The organism is Streptomyces sp. RKND-216 (assembly GCF_004795255.1).
Classification (GTDB): Bacteria; Actinomycetota; Actinomycetes; order Streptomycetales; family Streptomycetaceae; genus Streptomyces; species Streptomyces hazeniae.
Map to the genome: position 1 here is coordinate 1,867,716 of NZ_SSBQ01000002.1, position 20,234 is coordinate 1,887,949.

The 20,234-nt window shown below is 72.9% G+C and carries 15 protein-coding genes and 1 pseudogene; 7 read left to right on the forward strand and 9 right to left on the reverse strand.

Features of this window, described 5'->3' with window-relative positions; genetic code table 11:
* The first annotated feature begins 180 nt into the window (after positions 1–180).
* The 5 genes from E4198_RS08025 (at position 181) to E4198_RS08045 (ending at position 8,143) form a co-directional block, all read left to right on the forward strand.
* A complete protein-coding gene (locus E4198_RS08025) occupies positions 181–2,037 on the forward strand; it encodes a glycoside hydrolase (protein ID WP_136182563.1) in 1,857 nt (618 codons plus the stop codon).
* A 101-nt stretch (positions 2,038–2,138) separates the two neighbouring features.
* Entirely contained in the window at positions 2,139–3,563 is a 1,425-nt protein-coding gene (locus E4198_RS08030; protein ID WP_136182564.1) for a glucoamylase family protein, read from the forward strand.
* 54 nt (positions 3,564–3,617) lie between these two features.
* Positions 3,618–5,030, forward strand: a complete 1,413-nt coding sequence (locus E4198_RS08035) for a sulfatase (RefSeq protein WP_247597588.1) — start codon at positions 3,618–3,620, stop codon at positions 5,028–5,030.
* Positions 5,031–5,293: 263 nt separating this feature from the next.
* Positions 5,294–6,145: a formylglycine-generating enzyme family protein gene (locus E4198_RS08040; protein ID WP_281727968.1), complete on the forward strand. Its 852-nt coding sequence runs from the start codon at positions 5,294–5,296 to the stop codon at positions 6,143–6,145.
* Positions 6,146–6,328: 183 nt separating this feature from the next.
* A complete protein-coding gene (locus E4198_RS08045; RefSeq protein ID WP_136182566.1) occupies positions 6,329–8,143 on the forward strand; it encodes a serine hydrolase domain-containing protein in 1,815 nt (604 codons plus the stop codon).
* A 69-nt stretch (positions 8,144–8,212) separates the two neighbouring features.
* On the opposite strand, the gene E4198_RS08050 is transcribed toward E4198_RS08045, so the two are convergent.
* The 5 genes from E4198_RS08050 to glpX all read right to left on the reverse strand — a co-directional run bounded on the left by E4198_RS08050 (position 8,213) and on the right by glpX (position 15,302).
* Complete coding sequence (locus tag E4198_RS08050) at positions 8,213–10,045, reverse strand: SpoIIE family protein phosphatase (protein WP_136182567.1); 1,833 nt, start codon at positions 10,043–10,045, stop codon at positions 8,213–8,215.
* Positions 10,046–10,213: 168 nt separating this feature from the next.
* Positions 10,214–12,853, reverse strand: a complete 2,640-nt coding sequence (locus E4198_RS08055; RefSeq protein ID WP_348771292.1) for a SpoIIE family protein phosphatase — start codon at positions 12,851–12,853, stop codon at positions 10,214–10,216.
* Positions 12,854–12,941: 88 nt separating this feature from the next.
* On the reverse strand, positions 12,942–13,157 hold the full coding sequence (locus tag E4198_RS25360; RefSeq protein ID WP_247597590.1) for an SPOR domain-containing protein: 216 nt from the start codon (positions 13,155–13,157) through the stop codon (positions 12,942–12,944).
* 170 nt (positions 13,158–13,327) lie between these two features.
* Positions 13,328–14,083, reverse strand: a complete 756-nt coding sequence (locus E4198_RS08065) for a GntR family transcriptional regulator (RefSeq protein ID WP_136182568.1) — start codon at positions 14,081–14,083, stop codon at positions 13,328–13,330.
* A 184-nt stretch (positions 14,084–14,267) separates the two neighbouring features.
* A complete protein-coding gene (gene glpX, locus E4198_RS08070; protein WP_136182569.1) occupies positions 14,268–15,302 on the reverse strand; it encodes a class II fructose-bisphosphatase in 1,035 nt (344 codons plus the stop codon).
* 236 nt (positions 15,303–15,538) lie between these two features.
* On the opposite strand from glpX, the gene E4198_RS08075 reads away from it, so the two are divergent.
* On the forward strand, positions 15,539–16,081 hold the full coding sequence (locus tag E4198_RS08075) for a DUF4245 domain-containing protein (protein ID WP_136182570.1): 543 nt from the start codon (positions 15,539–15,541) through the stop codon (positions 16,079–16,081).
* A gap of 33 nt (positions 16,082–16,114) precedes the next feature.
* On the opposite strand, the gene E4198_RS08080 is transcribed toward E4198_RS08075, so the two are convergent.
* From E4198_RS08080 to xseA, 3 genes are all read right to left on the reverse strand, one after another.
* Positions 16,115–16,708 carry a malonic semialdehyde reductase gene (locus E4198_RS08080; protein ID WP_136182571.1) on the reverse strand — a complete coding sequence of 198 codons (594 nt, stop codon included), beginning with the start codon at positions 16,706–16,708 and terminating at the stop codon, positions 16,115–16,117.
* Positions 16,709–16,777: 69 nt separating this feature from the next.
* Entirely contained in the window at positions 16,778–17,065 is a 288-nt protein-coding gene (locus E4198_RS08085; protein WP_136182572.1) for an exodeoxyribonuclease VII small subunit, read from the reverse strand.
* A 9-nt stretch (positions 17,066–17,074) separates the two neighbouring features.
* Entirely contained in the window at positions 17,075–18,331 is a 1,257-nt protein-coding gene (gene xseA / locus E4198_RS08090; RefSeq protein ID WP_136182573.1) for an exodeoxyribonuclease VII large subunit, read from the reverse strand.
* Between the two features lie 50 nt (positions 18,332–18,381).
* Between xseA and E4198_RS08095 the strand changes: the two are divergent.
* Positions 18,382–19,364, forward strand: a pseudogene (locus tag E4198_RS08095) (4-hydroxy-3-methylbut-2-enyl diphosphate reductase).
* Between the two features lie 94 nt (positions 19,365–19,458).
* On the opposite strand, the gene E4198_RS08100 reads toward E4198_RS08095, so the two are convergent.
* Entirely contained in the window at positions 19,459–20,058 is a 600-nt protein-coding gene (locus tag E4198_RS08100) for a DUF6542 domain-containing protein (protein WP_136182575.1), read from the reverse strand.
* Between the last annotated feature and the right edge of the window lie 176 nt (positions 20,059–20,234).

Genomic DNA, 20,234 nt, shown 5'->3' on the forward strand with positions numbered 1-20,234 from the left:
CCCCTCTCGTCCCCTGACGTCCCGTCTCGTCCCGTCCCCTCTCGTCCCCTGACGTCCCGTCTCGTCCCGTCCCCTCTCGTCCCGACCCGCGTCCCGTTCCTTCCCAGGACATACGCCCCTCGCGCATCGTGGGGCCTGAGCACGGCCGCGATGTAAGCGCATCCATGGAGGTTGCCCCACATGACCGAGAAGAACGCCCGCCTCGACTGGGAGCAGCGCATCGGCCTCCCGAGCGACCGGCCGCTGACCGGCACCGCCGACCTGCCCGCCCCCACCGGGCTGCGCTCCCAGGACGGCACCGGACACGTGCTGCTGGACTGGCAGCCGGTGCCGGGCGCGCTCGGCTACCTGGTGTACCGCTCGGCCTCGGTCGACGGCCCGTACGAACCGCTCGACCACCTGGGCGGCGACGTGCTGGCCGTGCCGCACCCGCCGTACGCGGACACCCTGGCCGAAGCAGGCCGCGGCCACTGGTACAAGGTCGCCTCCTGGACCGACGCCGGCCCCGGCCCGATGACCGAGAACCCCGTGTCCGGCTGCCCCGTCGCGCCCGGCACCGCCCCCGCGCGGGTGACCGTCACCGCCAACGCCGCCACCCCCACCGAGCCGCTGCCCAGGGTGTGGAACCGGATGATCGGCGCCGAGCACCTGTCGATGCTCACCTGGCCGGAAGGCCCCGGCCCCGGCGGCTCCGACGTCGCCGCCGAGTACGCCCAGGCGCTCGGCATCGTCCGCGACGAACTGGGCGTCCGCACGGTCCGCGCGCACGGCACGTTCCTGCCGGAGTGCGTCCAGGTGCGCGAGGACGGCTCGTTCGACTTCTCCGGTCTGGACGAGGTGTACGACCGCTTCCTGGCCACCGGCCTCAAGCCGGTCGTCGAACTCTCCTTCATGCCCGCCGAGCTGGCAGCGGAACCGGACTACACCGTTTTCGAGTACCGGGGCATCGCCTCCGTCCCGCGCAACTGGGAGCGCTGGGCTGCGCTCTGCGGCGACCTCACCCGGCACCTGCGCGAACGGTACGGCGCCGACGAGGTGGCGACCTGGGAGTTCGAGGTCTGGAACGAGGCCAACCTGGAGGTGTTCTGGAACGGCACGCAGGAGCAGTACCACCTGCTGTACGAGAAGGCCGTGCGCGCCATCAAGGCCGTCGACCCGCGCATCCCCGTCGGCGGCCCCTCCTCGGCGGCGGCCGGCTGGGTCGGCCCACTGCTGGAGTACTGCCGCGAGCACGACGTGCCGATCGACTTCGTCTCCACTCACACCTACGGCAACGCCCCGCTCGACTTCCGCCCGCAGACCCGGTCGTTCGCCGAGGCCACCGGCAAGCCGGAACCGGAGATCCTGTGGACCGAATGGGGCGTCACCCCCACCCACTTCCACCGGGTCAGCGACTCCGTCTTCGCCGCACCCTTCGTGCTGCGCGGCATGAAGAGCGCGCTGGCCTCCACCGACTGCCTGGCCTACTGGGTGGCCACCGACCACTTCGAGGAGCTGGGCCGCCCACCGAGGCTCTTCCACGGCGGCTTCGGCCTGCTGACGGTCGGCAACCTGCGCAAGCCGCGCTTCTGGGCCCTCGACCTGCTGAACCGGCTCGCCGGCGGCCGGATGCCGGTGGACGTCGCGGGCGACGGCGCCGGAGCGTTGACCGAGGCCCTCGCCACCCGCGCCGACGACACCTCCACGGTCGACGTCCTGGTGTGGAACGGCACCCTGGACCAGTCGAAGATCGACGGCGCCCGCGCACTGGACCGCACGGCGACGGTGCGCGTCACGGGACTCGCGCCGGGCGCCTCGTACGCGGTGGGCGTACGGGCGGTGGACCAGCAGCACGGCAACCTCAAGGCCGTGTGGGACGAGCTGAACGAGACCGGCGCCGACTGGCCCGACGAGCGGCAGTGGACGCGGCTGCGGGAGGCCGACCGGCTGCCCGAGGAGTCGCTGCCCGCCGTGTCGGCCGACGGCGACGGCACGGTCGAGGTGACCGTCGGCCTGCCGATGCCCGGCATCCGGGCACTGCGCCTGACCCGGGCCTGAGCCCGGCATGAGGCACCCCGCATGACGTCCGGGGCCCGGCCCTGACACCGGGCCCCGGTCTCCCCTCCCCCTCACCCCGCACACCGAAGGAGTCGCACACCGTGGAACGACGTACCTTCCTCGGCGCCGGAGCGGGCGCCACGGCGGCGCTCGCGCTGGCCGCCCCCGTCGCAGCGAGCAGCGCCCCCGCCGTCCCCGCAGGGGCACCGCGCCGCCGGGACACCGAGGCGCTGCTGCGCCGCTGGTTCCGGGACACCTACCGGTCCCTGGACGCCATGTACACCGACTTCGGTCTCACCACCGACAAGATCGACGTGAGCGGCGACGCGCCGGTGCAGAGCCCCAACACCTCGCCCACCAACATCGGCTGCGGCCTGTGGGCCACGGTCGCCGCCGCCCGCCTCGGCGTCGTCGACGGGGACGCGATGCGCCGCCGCCTGAGGCGCACGGTCGCCGCCGTGGAGCGGCTGGAACGCGCCCACGGCTTCTGGCTCAACTGGTACGACGCGCACACCGGCGAGGTGCTCACCGAGTGGCCGGAGACCGGCGACCCGGTCCGCCCGTTCCTGTCGTCGGTGGACAACGCCTGGCTGGTCACCGGGCTGCGCATCGCCGCCGACGCCGACCCGGCCCTGCGGCCGCGCGTCCGGGCTCTGCTGGCCGACGCGGACTGGTCGTTCTACTACACGCCCTTCGACGCCGACGACCCGGTGCAGCACCCGGGCCAGCTCAAGGGCGGCTACTGGACCGACGACGACACCTACACCGGCCACTGGTACGGCGCGCTCAACACCGAGCCCCGCATGGCCAGTTACCTCGGCATCGCCGACGGCACGGTGCCCGGCGAGCACTACTGGCACGTCTTCCGCACCCTGCTGCCCGGCATGGGCCAGGAGCAGGAGCCGGCCGGCGAGTGGGCGGAGGTCGACGGCTTCCGCGTGTGGCGCGGCCACTACACCTACCGCGGGAAGAAGATCGTGCCGTCCTGGGGCGGGTCGATGTTCGAGGCGCTGATGGTGCCGCTGTTCGTGCCCGAGGGCGAGTGGTCGCCGCGCTCGTGGGGCGTCAACCACCGGCGGCACGTGTGGAGTCAGATCGAGCACGGGCTGCGCGAGGAGGAATACGGCTACTGGGGCTTCTCCCCCGCCAACGTCCCGGCCGGCGGGTACAGCGAATACGGGGTCGACGCTGTCGGCATGCAGACGGAGGGCTACACCTCCAAGGGCGTCGTCACGCCGCACGCCTCCTTCCTCGCCATGCCGTTCGCACGCGGGCACGCCGTCTCCAACCTGCTGCGCATCGAACGGGACTTCGGCGCGTACCACGACGGGCTCGGCTTCCGCGACTCCGTCGACGTGCGCGACGGCACGGTAAGCGGCGCGATGCTCGCCCTCGACCAGGGCATGATCGCCGCCGCGCTGGCGCAGGTGCTGCGGCCCGGCACGCTGCAGCGCCCGTTCCGGCGGGGCGGCTTCGCCCGGCGCGTGCGGCCCCTGCTGCGACGGGAGGACTTCGGCATAGCGTAGGCCCGCCGGGGCACCACCCACCCCGCCTCTCGCCCCGCACGGAACGGAGTACGCGTGCCCTCCACCACCCAGCCGCCGAACCTGCTGCTGTTCATGACCGACGACCACGCGGTGCCGGCCATCGGCGCGTACGGCAGCGCGTTGTGCCGTACCCCGGCGGTCGACCGGCTGGCGGCGGAGGGCATGCGCTTCGACAACACCTTCTGCACCAACGCAATCTGCACTCCCGCGCGCGCGACGCTGCTCACCGGCACCTACGGCCACGTCAACGGCATGACCTCGCTGCAGGCGCCGGACCACGTCTTCGACGCGACGCAGCCGTCGTTCCCCGAGATGCTTCAGGCCGCCGGCTACCAGACGGCCCTCATCGGCAAGTGGCATCTCGGGCACGGCGGTGACAGCGACCCGCGCGGCTTCGACCACTGGGAGATCCTCCCCGAACACGGCGTCTACCACGACCCGACGTTCCTCACGGCGGACGGCTCACACACGTACCAGGGGTACGTGACGGACATCATCACCGACCTGGCGCTGCGGTGGCTGGACCGGCGCGACAGGGACCGGCCGTTCGCCCTGCTCGTGCAGCACAAGGCGCCGCACCGCGCGTTCGAGCCCGCGGAGCGGCACCTGCGGCTGTACGAGGACCGGGACATGCCGGTACCGGCCACCCTGCACGACGACTACGGGGGCGGGCGTGTCCCCGAGGCCGCCGAGGCGCGGATGCGGATGTCCGACCTCCAGGACTTCGACCTCAAGACCCCTGTACCGGAGGGGCTTTCGGAGCGGGAGGAACGGGAGTGGCGCTACCAGCGCTACATCAAGGACTACCTGCGGGTCGTCGCCGCCCTGGACGAGAACGTGGGCCGGGTGCTGCACTACCTCGACGTCGCGGGGCTGGAGGACGGGACGGCCGTCGCGTACACCTCCGACCACGGATTCTTCCTCGGGGAGCACGGCTGGTTCGACAAGCGCTTCATGTACGACCCGTCCCTGCGGATTCCGCTGGTGGTGCGGTGGCCCGGAGTGGTCGCGCCGGGAACGGTGAACGACGACCTCGTGGCCAACATCGACTTCGCGCCGACTCTGCTGGACCTGGCTGGCGTGGACGCGCACCCGCGGATGCAGGGGCGCAGCATCCGCCCGCTGCTGGAGGGGCACACCCCGGCCGACTGGCGGTCGTCGGTGTACTACCGGTACTGGATGCACATGGACCGGGACCACGGGGTCCCCGCCAGCTACGGCGTGCGGACGGCCACGCACAAGCTGATCCACTACCCGGGGCACGGCTCCGGCGCCTCCGGAGCGCGGGACGTTCCGCGGGAGCCGGCGTGGGAGCTGTTCGACCTGGAGGCCGACCCGGACGAGCTGTGCAACGTGTACGCCGACGCCGGGTACACGGAGGTGCGGCGCGCACTGGAGGCGGAGCTCTCGGCGCTCCAGCGGCGGTACGGCGACGCCCCCGGATGAGCCGGGGGACGTACGAGGAGGGCTCGCCCTGGGCAGGGCATCCCTCAGCTTGGCCGCGCGGAGGATTTGGCGTGGACGCCCTCCGCCGGGAACATGTGCGAAGACCGGCGTGGACGGAGACCGGCGTGGACGGAGAGGCACACAGTGTGAGCGACCCCGCATTCCGCGCATGCTGCGCGCCCGTCCGTGAGGGTGCGCCCCCCGCCGAAGCACCCCACGCCGCGGCGCCGTCGCACGGTGCGCCGGGCGCCGGGTCCCGCGGCGTGCCGGAGCCGCACGGCGGGTGGCGTTCCCTCGACGGCGGTCCCTTCCTCATGGGCTCCGCCGACGGGCCCTACTCCGCCGACGGCGAGGGCCCGGTCCGCGAGGTCGCCGTCTCCCCGTTCTCCCTGGCCGCCACCGCCGTCACCGTCGCCGAGTTCGCCGCCTTCGCGGAGGCCACCGGCCACACCACGGACGCCGAACGGTTCGGCTGGTCGTTCGTCTTCGCCGGATTCCTGCCGCGGGACACCGCGCCCACCCGCGGCGCCGCGGCCACACCCTGGTGGCGGCAGGTGTTCGGCGCGGACTGGAACCACCCCGAGGGCCCCGGCACGGACACCGCCGCCCGCCGCGACCATCCCGTGGTGCACGTCAGCCACGCCGACGCCGTCGCGTATTGCGCGTGGGCGGGCGTACGCCTTCCCACCGAGGCCGAGTGGGAGTACGCGGCGCGCGGCGGCCTGGAGCAGCAGCCGTTCCCGTGGGGCGCCGAGCGCGACCCGGGCGGGGAGCCGCGCATGAACATCTGGCGCGGCACCTTCCCCGACCGGAACACCGCAGCGGACGGTTACGCCGCCACCTGCCCGGTCGACGCGTTCGAGGCGAACGCGTTCGGGCTGTGGAACATGACGGGCAACGTGTGGGAGTGGTGCGCCGACTGGTTCAGCCCAGGCTTCCACAAACGGGGCCCGCGCACGGACCCGGCCGGGCCGCCCGTCGGGCAGGCCCGGGTGCTGCGCGGCGGCTCGCACCTGTGCCACGAGTCGTACTGCCTGCGCTACCGCACGTCCGCGCGGATGGGGAACACGCCGGACAGCTCCAGCGGCAACACCGGTTTTCGCGTGGCACGCTGAATTCCCGTCGCGGACCGTCCGCGCGAGGTCGTCCCCGGCGACTTCGCGGCGGGACGACGTCCGCCGGGCCGTTCTCCGTCAGAGGTCGTACCAACGGCGTGTCCGCACGCCGGGGTGCAGATCACCGCGGGCTGACTACGCTGCCGCACGAGTGGCCGGTCTTCGAGAACCCGAGGTGTGGCAATGAGACGTCGTCAGTTCCTGGGCGCAGCGGGTGCGGTGGGTGGCCTGGCCGCGGTGCCGGGCGCGCTGAGCCTCACGGGGGCGTCGCCCGCGGGGGCGGCACCGGCCCCGTCCGGAGTGCCCGGCCCGCCCACCGTCACGCCCGACGACCTGCGGTTCCGTCCGCGGACCCTGCGCCCCGGCAGTCCGCAGCGCGCGGGCCTGCTGGCCGAGCACGTCGCGCGGATCACGCCGACGGCCGCCGAGTTCATGCTCCCCGGCCCGGAACGTCCCGACCCGTCCCATCCCGGCTTCGTGGTCCTCGCCGCGCGGCACGGCGTGGTCGTGGAGCACGAGGCGCGCGGTCACGCGCTGCGCTACGCGAGCTGGGACGCGGAGGCGGGCGCGCCGGTCGAACTGCCGCGCGAGGACTGGGTCGACATGCGGCCCGACACGCTCTTCGACATGGCCTCGGTGTCGAAGCTGTACACCTCGGTCGTGCTGACGATCCTCGCCGAACGCGGCGACCTCGACCTCTCCGCGCCGGTGTCGCGGTACCTGCCCGACTTCACGGCCGCCGATCCGGCGAAGGCGCCGGTCACCGTCGAGATGCTGCTGACGCACACCTCCGGCATGAAGGCGTGGATGAGCCTCGCCGACTACCCGGACAACGCGGCGCGGATGGCGGCGATCTACGCCCAGCCGCTGGACTTCGAACCGGGCAGTGACTACACGTACTCCGACCTGAACCTGATCACCGCCGGACGGATCGTGGAGGAGCTGACCGGCAAGGGCCTGGACACCCTGGTCGCCGAGCTGATCACCCGGCCGCTGGGTCTGCGCGACACCGGCTACAACCCGCCGGCCGCCAAGCTGGACCGCGTCGCGGCGACCGAGTACCAGCCGTGGACGGACCGCGGCATGGTGCGCGGCACCGTGCACGACGAGAACGCGTACTACTTCGGCGGCGTCGCCGGCCACGCGGGGGTGTTCTCCACCGCCGCCGACATGGCGGTGTTCGGGCAGATGGTGCTGAACGGCGGCACGTACGGCGGCACCCGGCTGCTCCGGGAGGACACCGTCCGGTCGATGCTGACCAACCGGAACGGGCGGTTCGGCGGCGGCGCGGCACGCGGTCTGGGTTGGCAGCTGGACCAGCGCTTCTACATGGACTGCCTCAGCTCGCCGGTCGCCTTCGGGCACACCGGATACACCGGCACCTGCCTGGTGGGCGATCCGCTCGAGGGCATGCTGTACGTGCTGCTCACCAACCGGGTCCATCCGACCCGCGAGTGGGGCACGACCAGTTCCTACCGGCGGCAGCCCGCCCGCCGACTGGGACGCGCGCTGCCGGTGCGCCCGCCGGTCGGCCGGTACGCCTGGTTCTCCGGGCAGGAGGACGAGGCGACCGCCACCCTGGAGGTGCCGCTGCGCCGTCCGGTGCGTGACGACGCCTCGCTGAGCTTCCGGCTCTGGTACGACACCGAGGCCAGCGACGTGTGCACGGTGGAGGCGACCACGGTCGCCGACCCGGGCGAAGCGGACTGGCAGCCGGTGCGGCTGGAACTGCGTGCCGGCGACGACCACCGGTGGGCGGCGGACGACGGCGCGTTCTCCGGATTCGCGGCGCGCCGCCGGCTACGCGGACGGGCCGAGCTGCCGGACGGGGTGACCGCGGTGCGCTGGCGGTATGTCACGGACTCGCTCTACCAGGGACGGGGCGTCTACGTGGACGACATCCGGGTGCTCGACGGGCACCGGCCGGTGTTCCTGTCGGTCCGCCCCCGGGACAACGACCGCATCCGGGCGGAGGGCTGGGCCGAATCCGCGGACTGACCCCCCGCCCCGCCCGGCCCCGGCGGCGGGCGGGCCCTCCGGAACCGTCCGGGCCCGGTCGGGGTGTGCTCAGAACAGGCTGAGCAGCGCTTCGGTCGGGTCCTTCGGCTTGCTGTCCCCGTCGGGCAGGGCCATCTCGAACCACACCGTCTTGCCGTGCGGTGTGCGCCGGCTGCCCCACGCCTGGCTGAGCAGCTGCACGAGCTGGAGTCCGCGGCCGCCCTCGTCGGTGGCGCGGGCGCGGCGGCGGCGCGGCTGGACCAGGCCGGAGTCCCAGACCTCGCAGACCAGGGTGCGGTCCAGCAGCAGCCGCAGGCGTATCTCACCCTCGCCGTGCCGCAGCGCGTTGGTGACGAGTTCGCTGACGAGCAGTTCGGTGGTGTCGGCGAGTTCGTTCAGCCCCCAGCCGGCGAGCTGCTCGACGGCCATGTCCCGGGCGCGTGCGACGGACTGCGGCTCGGGTTCGAGGTACCAGTCGCCCACCGACCCGGCCGGCAGGCCGTGCACGCGGGCGACCAGCAACGCGATGTCGTCCTCGCCGTGGTGCACGTCCAGCTCGCCGAGCACCCGGTCGGCCACGTCCTCCAGGGCCTTGGGCGGCCTTGCCAGAGCGCGGCGCAGCGCGTTGAGGCCCTCGTCCAGCGGATGGTCGCGGGACTCGACGAGACCGTCGGTGTACAGCGCGAACAGCGCGCCGTCCGGCAGTTCCACTTCGACCTGTTCGAAAGGCTCGCCGCCGACACCGAGCGGCACGCCCTTGGGGACCTCCAGCAGCAGCGCCCCGGCGTCCGGGTCGTCGGCGTCCGGCTCCAGCAGGACGGGCGGCAGGTGGCCGGCGTTGGCGAACGTGCAGCGCCGGGTGACCGGGTCGTAGACGGCGTAGGCGCAGGTGGCGAGGTAGACCTCGGCGAGGTCGTCGGCGCTGTTGCTGTGCTGCCAGCGGGCGCGGCGGCGCCGGCTGTCGCTGGGTGCTGCACCGAGCCCCTGGGCGATCTCGTCGAGGGCGCCGAGCACTTCGGCCGGCTCGGTGTCGAGCAGCGCCAGCGTGCGCACGGCGGTGCGGAGTTCGCCCATGGCGACGGCGGCGCGCAGACCGCGGCCCATCACGTCGCCGACGACCAACGCGGTGCGGTGACCAGGAAGTTCGATGACGTCGAACCAGTCGCCGCCGACTTCGGTGGCCGGGTTGCCCGGCAGGTAGCGGCACGCGATGTCGAGCCCCGCCGCCTCCGGGTTGCCTGGTGGGAGCAGGCTGCGCTGGAGGATGAGCGCCCGCTCGTGCTCGCGCCGGTAGAGGCGGGCGTTGTCGAGGAAGACGGCGGCGCGGGCGGCGAGTTCGGCGGCCAGCGCGGCGTCGCGTTCGCCGAATGGGCCGCTGCCTTTCGCCCGGGAGAAGTGCGCGAGGCCGAGGACCCGTTCCCGGGCGACCATCGGCACCGCCAGCGTGGACTGCACCACGGCGCCGAACTGCACCGGCACGGAACCGTAGTCGCGGCCGGTGACCCGCTGCACGCGACCGGTGCGCAGCGCCTCGGCCCCGGCGGAGTCGGCGGCGTAGCAGTGCGCGGAGCCGACGGAGACCGGACCGGCGTCCGCGTGGCCGGCGTCGGAGGGCAGGGGCAGCGGCGCGTCGGAGACGGAGCTGGCGAAGGCAACCCGGCGGAGTTCGCCGGTGCCCTCGTTGGCGCCGGCCGCGGGCGGTTCGTCGCCGATCAGCACGACCTGGTACAGATCGACGGACGCCAGGTCGCAGAACTGCGGCACGGCGACGTCCAGGAGTTCGCGGGCGGTGGTCTCCAGGTCGAGGGTGTTGCCGATGCGCGCTCCGGCGGCGTTCAGCAGCGCCAGGGCGCGCCGTACGTCGTCGGGCTTGCCTGCCGCCTCGACTGGGATGTCACTCAACGCCGCCCCCTCCTTCACCGGTGTCCGCCCGGGTCGGAGCATTGTCGCAGGTCCGTGCCCACGCGCCATACCCTTCCCGGTCATTGCACGCGTTCTTCCGGTTTTCGGCGGAAGCCCCGCAGGCACCGTCTTGCTCGACCCCCCGTTCGGCAGGGTCCTTGATGCCTCCTAACCCGGCAGCGGAAGCTCGAACCAGACTGTTTTCCCCAGCGGGCCGTGGCGGGTCCCCCACCTGCGGGATTCCCGGGCGACCAACTGGATGCCACGGCCGCCCTCGTCCTCCTCGGTGGCACTGCGCGGCTGCGGCGGGTCGGGCAGCGGGTCGGAGACCTCGACCAGCAGCGAACCCCCGCGGACCATCCGCACACCGATCGGTCCATGCGCGTAGCGGAGCGAGTTGGTGACCAGTTCGCTGACCAACAGCTCGGTGCTGTCGATGAGCTCGCGCATGTTCCAGTCGCGCAGGGTGTCGCGGACGACCGAGCGGGCACGGCGCACCGCGTAGCTCTCGGCGGAGAACGTCCAGGAGGCGGCGCTGCCTTCGGGGAGGCCGCCGAGCTGCGCCATGAGCAGCGCCGCGTCGTCGACCGGCACCGACGGCGAGGCGGACCGGGAACGGTGCGGCTCGTCCCCGAGGCGGACGGCTCCGGCGAACGCACCGCGGGAGCCGTCGCCGCGGGCGCCGCTGGAGGCACGGGTGGCGACGACGGCGTCGCAGGCGTCGTCGAGTGAGGGCGCCGGCGTACGGGCGCAGAGCAGGTCGCGGAGGCGTTCGATGCCGTCGGTGATGTCCTCGCCGCGGTTCTCGATCAGGCCGTCGGTGTAGAGGACGAGCACCGCGCCGTCCTCCACCTCCAGTTCGGTGGTCTCGAAGTGCACGCCGTCGACCCCCAGCGGCGCCCCGGACGGCAGGTCGAGGACCCGGGAACGCCAGCCTCCCTCCGGTCCGGGCATCAGCAGCAGGGGCGGCACGTGGCCAGCCTTGGCGAGGTGGCAGCGGCGGGTGGAGGGGTCGTAGACGGCGTAGACGGCGGTGGCCAGCAAGGGGTCGTCGGGCCCGGGCGCGAGGTCGTCGGCCAGGTCGTTGACGCGGCGCAGCAGTTCGTCCGGCGGCAGGTCCAGTCCGGCCAGCGTACGGACGGCGGTGCGGAGCCGGCCCATGGTCGCGGCGGCCCGCAGACCGTGCCCGGTGACGTCGCCGACGACGAGTGCGACCCGGCCGCCCGCCAGCGGGATGACGTCGAACCAGTCCCCGCCGACCTCGGTACCGCTGCTGCCGGGCACGTACCGGTAGGCGACCTGCACGCCGGGCGGCGAGGGCACGGACTGCGGCAGCAGGGTCCGCTGCAGCATCAGGGCGCCCTCGCGCTCGCGGGCGTAGAGGCGCGCATTGTCCAGGGAGGTGCCTGCTCGGTCTGCCAGCTCCATGGCGAGCGCGAGGTCGTCGTGGTCGAAGGGGTCGCTCTCGGTGGCGCGGCTGACGACCAGCAGGCCCAGCACGATGCCGCGGGCGCGGAGCGGAACCACCATCAGCGAGTGGATGCCCAGGTCCAGCGCGGCGACGACCTTGGGGTCGTCCGCGTAGGTCGCGGCGCGCAGCTCCTCCTGGGAGGTGATCAGGTGGGGGGCGCCGGTGGAGAGGGTGCGGCCGAAGTAGGAGCCGGACTCGAAGGCGATGTCCTGACCGATGCGGAGCATCCGGCGCACCGACGGGCCGCGGTCGCGGGCGGCGACGCCGAGCTGGAGCAGGGGAGTGCCGGAGGTGGGTGTACGACCGGGCAGGTCGCCGCCGTGCGCCAGGTTGCCGACGAGCATCACGCCCGCGTAGTCGGCGAAGCGCGGGACCAGGGCGGTGGCCAGGGCCTGTGCGATGTTACGGACGTCGAGGAAGTCGCCGAGGGCGACGCCGACGTGGTCGAGGAGAGCGAGACGCTGCCGGGCCCGTTCGATCTTCTCCAGGGCGTCGCGGCGCTCGGAGACGTCCATCACGGCGCAGCTGAGGCCGAGGACCTGACCGAAGTCGTCGGTGAGACGGCTGTAGGACACCGACCGTGCGCCGATGCCGTCGGGGGCGTTGGTGACCAGGTCGATGACCGAGCGGCCGGTGCGGAGCACGGTGGACTGCACCTGGGTGATCTCCTCGGCCATGCCGGGCGGCAGCACGTCGTGCACGGTTTTGCCGAGGTGTTCCCCGGCGGGAACACCGTTGAGCCGGGCCAGCGCCTCGTTGACGCGGACGTAGCGCAGTTCGGTGTCGAAGAGTGCGATACCGAGCGGGGAGGAGCCGAAGAGGGCGTGCAGGGCGGCGAGGTCGTGGTCGATGGCGCGGAGCTGGCCGACGTCGGCCAGGCTGAGCGCGACGTAGGGGGCCGCGGCGCCGTCGGAGAGCAGGAACGCACGGCTCTCCACGGTGACCGGGTGGCCTTCGGCGTGGTGGACGCGCAGGATGCCGCGCCAGCGGCGTTCGCGGCGCAGGCAGGCGAAGATGTCCTCGGCCTGCTGCTCGGGGCTCATGCCCTCGAAGGGGCGCAGGAACGATTCGACGGGCTTGCCGACGAGGCGGCCAGGGAGCCGGCCGAGGATCTCCTCCGCCGTTCCGCTCCACAGCATGACGCGGCGTCGGGTGTCGAGGATGACGATCCCGAGCCGGAGTGTGTCCAGCAGGGAGGACATCGCCTCGTTGGGTGAGACGCCGCGCGGGCGCCCCGGAGCCGCACCGAGCGCGTCACCCCCGTCCGCGGGCGCGGCGCGGACACCGTCGCGCGTCGTTTCGCTGTTCACGCCCTCCGGTCCCGCGGTCTCTGCCACGCCGCCCACGTCCCTGATCGGGTATCCACCCTGGCCGGACATCCTGGCCAAGTGAGACTAATCTCTACATACCCGATTCTGCACGTGCTCAGCCTCGCGCACCGCTCCCGCCGTCACGCGATTCCACCAGGTAGGCGCCCGCGTCCGCACCGGAGGGCGCCGCGCCGGACTCCAGCCGGTCGGCCACCTGTTCGGCCTCGTCACGGGTGGCGTAGCTTCCCACGCGATACCGGTTGCCGAGCCCGTCCTGGCGTATGAGCAGCCAGGGCAGTACCGCACCGCCGTCACCGTTCGCACTCCGCATATGCCAGAGCCTATAACCGCCCCTCACGCACCGCATTCGCCATGGCACCAAGGGCGAACGTTTTCGGCCGCTCGTTCGGGCTTCTCCCCGTTTCCTGCTCCTGCTCCCGCTCCTGCGCGTCCCCTGAGCCGGTCTCCCCGCTCTGCGGCAAGCCCTCGGCCCCGCGGACATCAGCCCACAGGCATCCGGTACGCGAGCCGGAAACGACCGGAGGGCACCACGACGTCCGCCGTCTCGACCGGGCGCCCACCCGCGTAGAACGTGCGGTGCGCGACCAGCACGATCTGGCCGGGAACGCCGCCCAGCGCCACCGCTTCGTCGGCGAGACAGGGCCGCGCGCCGACCTCCTCCGCGATGTTGTCCACCACCAGGTCGACACCCGCCATGCGTTCGACCACTCCGCGCCCGCCCAGCGGCCCCTCCTCGGGCAGCATCACCGGAGTCCGGCCGGTGACCGTGAGCGGCTCCCAGGAGGTGGAGAGCATCACCGGCTCCCCCTCCTCGCGGAAGAGGTAGCGGGTGCGCATGACCCGCGCTCCGGGCTGCACGCCGAGCCGCTCAGCCGTACCCGGGGACGCCTCCTCCTGCTCGCTGTACGCCTCCCAGGTGCCCTTGACCTCGTCGTCCCCCTGCTCCTGCCGGAACGGGCCGGACTCACTCCCCGGCACCCGGTAGCCGGTGCGGACGACGCGGCGCGGCACCGGATGCTCCCGCACGTACGTCCCCGAGCCGGAGCGGCCCTCAACCAGGCCCTCCGCCATCAGCACCTTCCGCGCCTCCAGCGCCACCGTGTCGGAGACGCCGTACTGCTCCCGGATGCGGGCCTGGGACGGCAGGCGGGTGTGCGCCGGAAGGCTCCCGTCGACGATCTGCTGCCGGAGATCGCCGGCGACGCGCAGGTATGCGGGCTGCTCACCGAATGCCACGTACCCTCCCGGGGTTTGACCGTGAGCAACAGCTTGGCAACCGTGGGTCGCAGCGCGCAATATCCGGCCAAGGATTCACCCGAAGTGATGAACTGCAGCTCAGAGGCCCGGCGAGGTCGGCGGAGCGGCCGGAAAGCGGGCGGTCGTCCGGGGCCGGGAGTCGGAGGAGTCGGGAGGCCCGGGCTCAGCGGGCCCGGTCGAAGTCGACCGCGCTGTAGGCGCGGAGCTTCGCCAGCCGGTGGGTGGAGTCGATCTGCCGGATGGTGCCCGACTTGGACCGCATCACCAGCGACTGCGTGTAGGCGGTCTCCGCGCGGTAGCGCACCCCGCGCAGCAGGTCGCCGTCGGTGATACCGGTGGCGACGAAGAACACGTTGTCACCACGGACGAGGTCGTCGGTCTCCAGCACCCGGTCCAGGTCGTGGCCGGCGTCCAGCGCACGCTGCCTCTCCGCCTCGTCCTTCGGCCACAGCTTGCCCTGGAGCGTGCCGCCGAGGCACTTGATCGCGCAGGCCGCGATGATGCCCTCGGGGGTGCCGCCGACGCCCAGCAGCATGTCCACACCGGTGCCCTCGCGCACCGCCATGATGGCACCGGCCACGTCGCCGTCCGAGATGAACTTGATCCGCGCGCCCGACTCGCGGATCTCCCTGACGATGCCCTCGTGCCGCGGCCGGTCCAGGACCACGACCGTGACGTCCTCCGGCGCCAGCCCCTTGGCCTTGGCCACCCGGCGCACATTGACCGAGGCCGGCGCGTTGATGTCGACGAACTCCGCTGCTTCCGGACCGGTGACCAGCTTGTCCATGTAGAAGACGGCCGAGGGGTCGAACATCGCGCCGCGCTCGGCGACCGCCAGCACGGACACGGCGTTCCCCATGCCCTTGGCCGTCAGCGTCGTGCCGTCCACCGGGTCCACGGCGACGTCGCACTCCGCACCGTGCCCGTCGCCGACGCGCTCGCCGTTGAACAGCATCGGCGCCTCGTCCTTCTCGCCTTCGCCGATGACCACCACGCCGTTCATCGCCACGGTCGAGACCAGGGTCCGCATGGCCTTCACAGCGGCGCCGTCCGCGCCGTTCTTGTCGCCGCGCCCGACCCAGCGCCCCGAGGCCATCGCCCCGGCCTCGGTGACACGGACCAGTTCCAGGGCGAGGTTGCGGTCCGGCGCCTCGGGGCCGGGCTCGAGCTGTTCGGGCAGGTGGTGGTGTTCCGTCATCGGAGCGCACCTTTCTGTACGGCGACGGCCGTGGACGAGGGTTCCCCCGACTCTATACAGCACTCGAAAGAGTGAGCGGCATGGCCCACGTTTGAGCGCTTTCCGGGCGGGCGGCGCCCGAGTGCCCCCGTCTCGGGTGTTCTCCCCCGCCGGAATGCCCCGTTCCTCCCGGGGGGCCACCGACCTCGGGCCGCCCCGGCCTCGGGCCGCCGAGAGCCGTGAGAGACCATGGCGGGGTGGCAGCAGAGAAGAAGCGCGGCACCCAGACGATCCGGGACATGGTGTTCTCGGTCGCCGTGGTCGCCCTCGCCGCCGGGGTGATCTACCTGTTCATCCCGCACGACGGGAGCAAGGACCCGGTCCGGGTGGTCGACTACTCGGTCGAGGTGAAGACCGCCTCCCGCGCGGCGCCGTACCCGATCGCCACCCCGGAGGGGCTTGGGCAGGAGTGGCGCGCCACCTCCGTCCGGTACGAGGGGGCGGGCCGCGACGGAGCCGCGTGGCACCTGGGCTTCATGGCCCCGGGCAACGAGTACGCCGCCGTGGAGCAGAGCGACGCGGACCCCCGGGGATTCGTCGACGACGTGACGTACGGCGCCGAGAAGACCGGCCGGACCGTGCGCATCGAGGGCGAGACGTGGACGCGGTACGCGGGCGAGAAGTACGACGCGCTGGTGCGCGTTCAGCAGGACGTGACGACCGTGGTCACCGGCACGGCACCCGCCAAGCAGCTCGAACGGCTGGCCGCATCGCTTGAGCCCCGCACCGCGAAGAGCTGACGCCCGAACCCGCCGTCGCCGCGCGGCGGCGGGTCAGACCGTCGTGACGGCTTCGGCCGCGGCGAGGCGCGGGTTGCGGGGGCGATAGGCGTCCGGCCCGGGGCGTCCGATGTTCACCACCAGCAGCGCCTTCTGCCGCCCGTCGCCGAAGAACTCCTTGTCGACGCCGTCCGCGTCGAAGCCGGTCATCGGGCCGGCGGCAAGACCCGCCGCCCGGACTCCGAGCAGGAAGTACCCGGCCTGGAGGGTGGCGTTGAAGGTTCCCGCCGCCTCCCGCGGCCCCTGCTCGGAGAAGTGGGCGTCCTTGATGTGCGGCGCCGACGGGAGCAGTTCCGGCAGGCGCTCGTGGAAGCGCAGGTCCACGGAGAGGATCGCCGTCATCGGGGCGGTGGCCGTTTTGGGCCGGTTGCCCTCCGCCATCTGCGCCACCAGGCGCTTCCGGGCCTCCGCGCTCTGTACCAGCGTGATCCGCAGCGGCGACTGGTTGAAGGCCGTCGGCGCCAGCTTGACCAGGTCGTAGACCGCCGCGATCTGCTCCTCGTCCACCGGTTCGCCGGTGAACGCGTGGGCGGTGTGGGCCTCACGGAACAGCAGGTCCTGAGCGGTCGGGTCGAGGGCGAATGCCATGGTGCGGTGCCTCACGTGGGGTCGTCGGTTCGGACGCTCCCGTCACCGTAGGAAACCTTGAAACTTCAATCAAACGTTCTCGCTGTCCTCTTCGTCACCCTCGACCGGCCCGGCCCCGTCGCCGGAGGCGCCCGCCGCGTCCTCGGCCTCCCCGGCGGCGCCGCCCAGCACCGCGTCCAGCCGCGCCCGGGCGCCCTCCAGCCACTCCCGGCAGATCCGGGCCAGCTCCTCGCCCCGCTCCCACAGGGCCAGCGACTCCTCCAGCGTCGAGCCGCCCGCCTCCAGCCGCTGGACCACCTCCACCAGCTCACCGCGGGCCTGCTCGTAGCTCAGCGGGGATTCCTGCGTCTGCGTCATGCCGACAGGCTAAGCGCCCTCACAGACACGGCCCGCGCCGCCCGCGTCCGCACCGTCGGCCGCGTCCACGGTGACCCCGAACTCGCCCTCCGCCACGCGGGCCCGCAGCGCCTCCCCCGACGCCACCTCGGCGGGCTTGCGCACCACGCCGCCGTCCGCCCGCTGGAGCACGGCGTACCCGCGCTCCAGCGTCGCGGCCGGCGACAGCGCGACCACCCGCGCCCGGGTGTGCGTCAGGTCGTCCTCCGCCCTGTCCAGCCGGTGCCCGAAGCAGCGGCGGGCGCGCCCGAGCAGCATCGCCACGTCCGCCTCCCGGTCCTCCAGCAGCACGTGCGGGTCGGCCATCGCGGGACGACTGCACACGTCGGCCAGCCCGCGTTCCTCCCGCTCGAGGAACCCGGCCATCACCCGCCACGCCCGTTCGCGCAGCGCCCGTACGCGCTCCCGTTCCTCGCCCACGTCCGGCACCGTGCGCTTGGCCGCGTCGGTGGGCGTGGACGCCCGCAGGTCGGCCACCAAGTCCAGCAGCGGCGCGTCCCGCTCGTGCCCGATCGCGGACACCACCGGCGTACGGCAGGCCGCGACCGCGCGGACCAGGCCCTCGTCCGAGAAGGGCAGCAGGTCCTCAAGGCTGCCGCCGCCGCGCGCGACGATGATCAGGTCCACCTCCGGGTCGGCGTCCAGCGCCCGCACCGCCTCGGTGACCTGTGGCACCGCGTGGACGCCCTGCACGGCCACCTGCCGCACGTCGAAGCGCACCGCCGGCCAGCGGAGCGCGGCGTTCCGGAGCACGTCCCGCTCGGCGTCCGAAGCGCGACCGGTCACCAGGCCGATCCGCTGCGGCAGGAACGGCAGCGGTCGCTTGCGGTCCGCGTCGAACAGGCCCTCCGCGCCGAGCGTCCGCCGCAACTGCTCCAGCCGGACCAGCAGCTCGCCCACACCCACCGGCCGTATGTCGGTCGCCCGCAGCGACAGCGAGCCGCGCGGCGCGTACCACGACGGCTTGGCGTACACCACGACGCGCGCGCCCTGCGTCACGGTGTCCCCCACACGGTCGAAGACGTCCGGCGGGCACACCACGGACAGCGAGACCTCCTGCGACGGGTCACGCAGCGTCAGATACACCCAGCTCTGCCGCGAACGGCGATTGAGCTGCGTGATCTGGCCCTCCACCCACACCGCGCCCAGCCGGTGGACCCACTGCCCGATGAGCTGCGAGATCTTCCCGACCGTCACAGGAGTCTCGGCCGTCGTCTGGAGTGCCATGCGGACGAGGCTACGGGGTCCCGCCGACAGGCCGCCCGTACGATGGGGGGATGACTGCAACGCCTGCCCGCGACCGCCGCGTCCTGCTCGCCGCCCCCGTGGGTACTGCGCCGGCGTGGACCGCGCCGTCATCGCCGTCGAGAAGGCCCTCGAGCAGTACGGCGCCCCGATCTACGTGCGGCACGAGATCGTCCACAACAAGTACGTCGTGCAGACCCTGGAGAAGAAGGGCGCCGTCTTCGTCGAGGAGACCGAGGAGGTACCCGAGGGCGAGATCGTCATCTTCTCCGCGCACGGTGTCGCCCCCGTCGTCCACGAGGAGGCCGAGCGCGGCAAGCTGGCCACCATCGACGCCACGTGCCCGCTGGTCACCAAGGTGCACAAGGAGGCCGTCCGGTACGCCAAGGAGGACTACGACATCCTCCTCATCGGCCACGACGGCCACGAGGAGGTCATCGGCACCAGCGGCGAGGCCCCCGACCACATCACCCTCGTCGACGGCCCCGACGACGTGCAGAACGTGGAGGTGCGCGACCCCGACAAGGTTGTCTGGCTGTCCCAGACCACTCTTTCGGTGGACGAGACGATGGAGACGGTCGACGCGATCAAGGGCCGCTACCCGAACCTGCTCAGCCCGCCCAGCGACGACATCTGCTACGCCACGCAGAACCGGCAGACCGCGATCAAGAAGGTCGCCGCCGAGTCCGACCTGGTCCTCGTCGTCGGCTCGAAGAACTCCTCCAACTCGGTGCGCCTGGTCGAGACGGCTGTCGCGCACGGCGCCAAGGACGGCCACCTGGTCGACAACGCCTCCGAGATCGACGAGAGGTGGCTCGAGGGCGTCACCACGGTCGGCCTCTCCTCCGGCGCCTCCGTGCCGGACGTGCTGGTCGACGGCGTGCTGGAGTGGCTCCAGGAGCGTGGCTGGGAGGACGTCGAACTGGTGCAGCCGGTCGATGAGCACATGCAGTTCTCCCTCCCCAAGGAGCTGCGGCGCGACCTGCGGTCCGAGGCCGCCGACAAGGTCCGCTGACGCGGACCGCATACGCAGCGGGTCAACGCCGGCGGGCAGGCCCCGGCCCCGCTGTCCGCACGCCCCCCGCCTGCGAGCGCCCGCGCCCCGGCCCTCAGCCCGCCTGGGGGCGGCGGGCGGGCCGACCGCGACGGACGGCGCGTCCGACTCCCGCGGGCGCCCCGGCGGGCGCCTGTACGCCCAGCGCGGTGGCGCCCGCGGGCAGCACGTCGAAGCCCGCGCCGCTCTCGGCACGCTCCGCACGCCGGCGTGCGGCGTCCAGTCCGCGCCGCACCAGCACGATCAGCCCGGCCAGCAGCGTGCCCCCGTACACCCAGGCCGCCTCCGTCGACAGGCCGGTGAACAGCCCCATCATCACCCCGGCGAAGCCACCCGACCCCGGGCTGACGAACAGCAGCCCGGCCGTGAACGCGAGCGGCGCCGCGACAGGTGCGGCGTACAGCTCAGCGGGCCGCACCCAGCACGCGCCGGCGGCGGACACCATCAGGAAGCACACGCCGTAGCTCGGCCGGTGCCCCTCCAGCAGCAGCGCGTCCAGCGCCCCGAGCAGCAGCATCAGCACCACCACGAGCACGCCGACGCCCAGCGCCGTCAGCCTCGGCCGGGGCAGCCGCTCCACGGCCTCCGCCAGGCGTCCACGGCGGACGTACCGCCCGGTGGGCCCGCCTACGGGCGGCCTGCGCAGCTCTCGCATGAACCTCGCCTCTCCGCTCAGGCTCCGCTGATCCAATCCATCACGGTAGGCACGTTCTCCCCCGCCACGCCCGCACAGACACGCACGGACGCCCCTTGATCCCCCAGTTCGATGGCCGTGACCACGGGCCCGTGGCACCTTTGAGGCGGCGTGGAGGTGTTTGACCATATGACTGC

What these genes read in the sequence shown, in the direction of transcription:
- glpX (WP_136182569.1), bottom strand. Translation starts at nt 15,302, where the DNA reads ATGACGGAACACCACCACCTGCCCGAACAGCTCGAGCCCGGCCCCGAG.
- E4198_RS08085 (WP_136182572.1), bottom strand. Translation starts at nt 17,065, where the DNA reads ATGACGCAGACGCAGGAATCCCCGCTGAGCTACGAGCAGGCCCGCGGT.
- E4198_RS25360 (WP_247597590.1), bottom strand. Translation starts at nt 13,157, where the DNA reads ATGCGGAGTGCGAACGGTGACGGCGGTGCGGTACTGCCCTGGCTGCTC.
- E4198_RS08045 (WP_136182566.1), top strand. Translation starts at nt 6,329, where the DNA reads ATGAGACGTCGTCAGTTCCTGGGCGCAGCGGGTGCGGTGGGTGGCCTG.
- E4198_RS08025 (WP_136182563.1), top strand. Translation starts at nt 181, where the DNA reads ATGACCGAGAAGAACGCCCGCCTCGACTGGGAGCAGCGCATCGGCCTC.
- xseA (WP_136182573.1), bottom strand. Translation starts at nt 18,331, where the DNA reads ATGGCACTCCAGACGACGGCCGAGACTCCTGTGACGGTCGGGAAGATC.
- E4198_RS08080 (WP_136182571.1), bottom strand. Translation starts at nt 16,708, where the DNA reads ATGGCATTCGCCCTCGACCCGACCGCTCAGGACCTGCTGTTCCGTGAG.
- E4198_RS08100 (WP_136182575.1), bottom strand. Translation starts at nt 20,058, where the DNA reads ATGCGAGAGCTGCGCAGGCCGCCCGTAGGCGGGCCCACCGGGCGGTAC.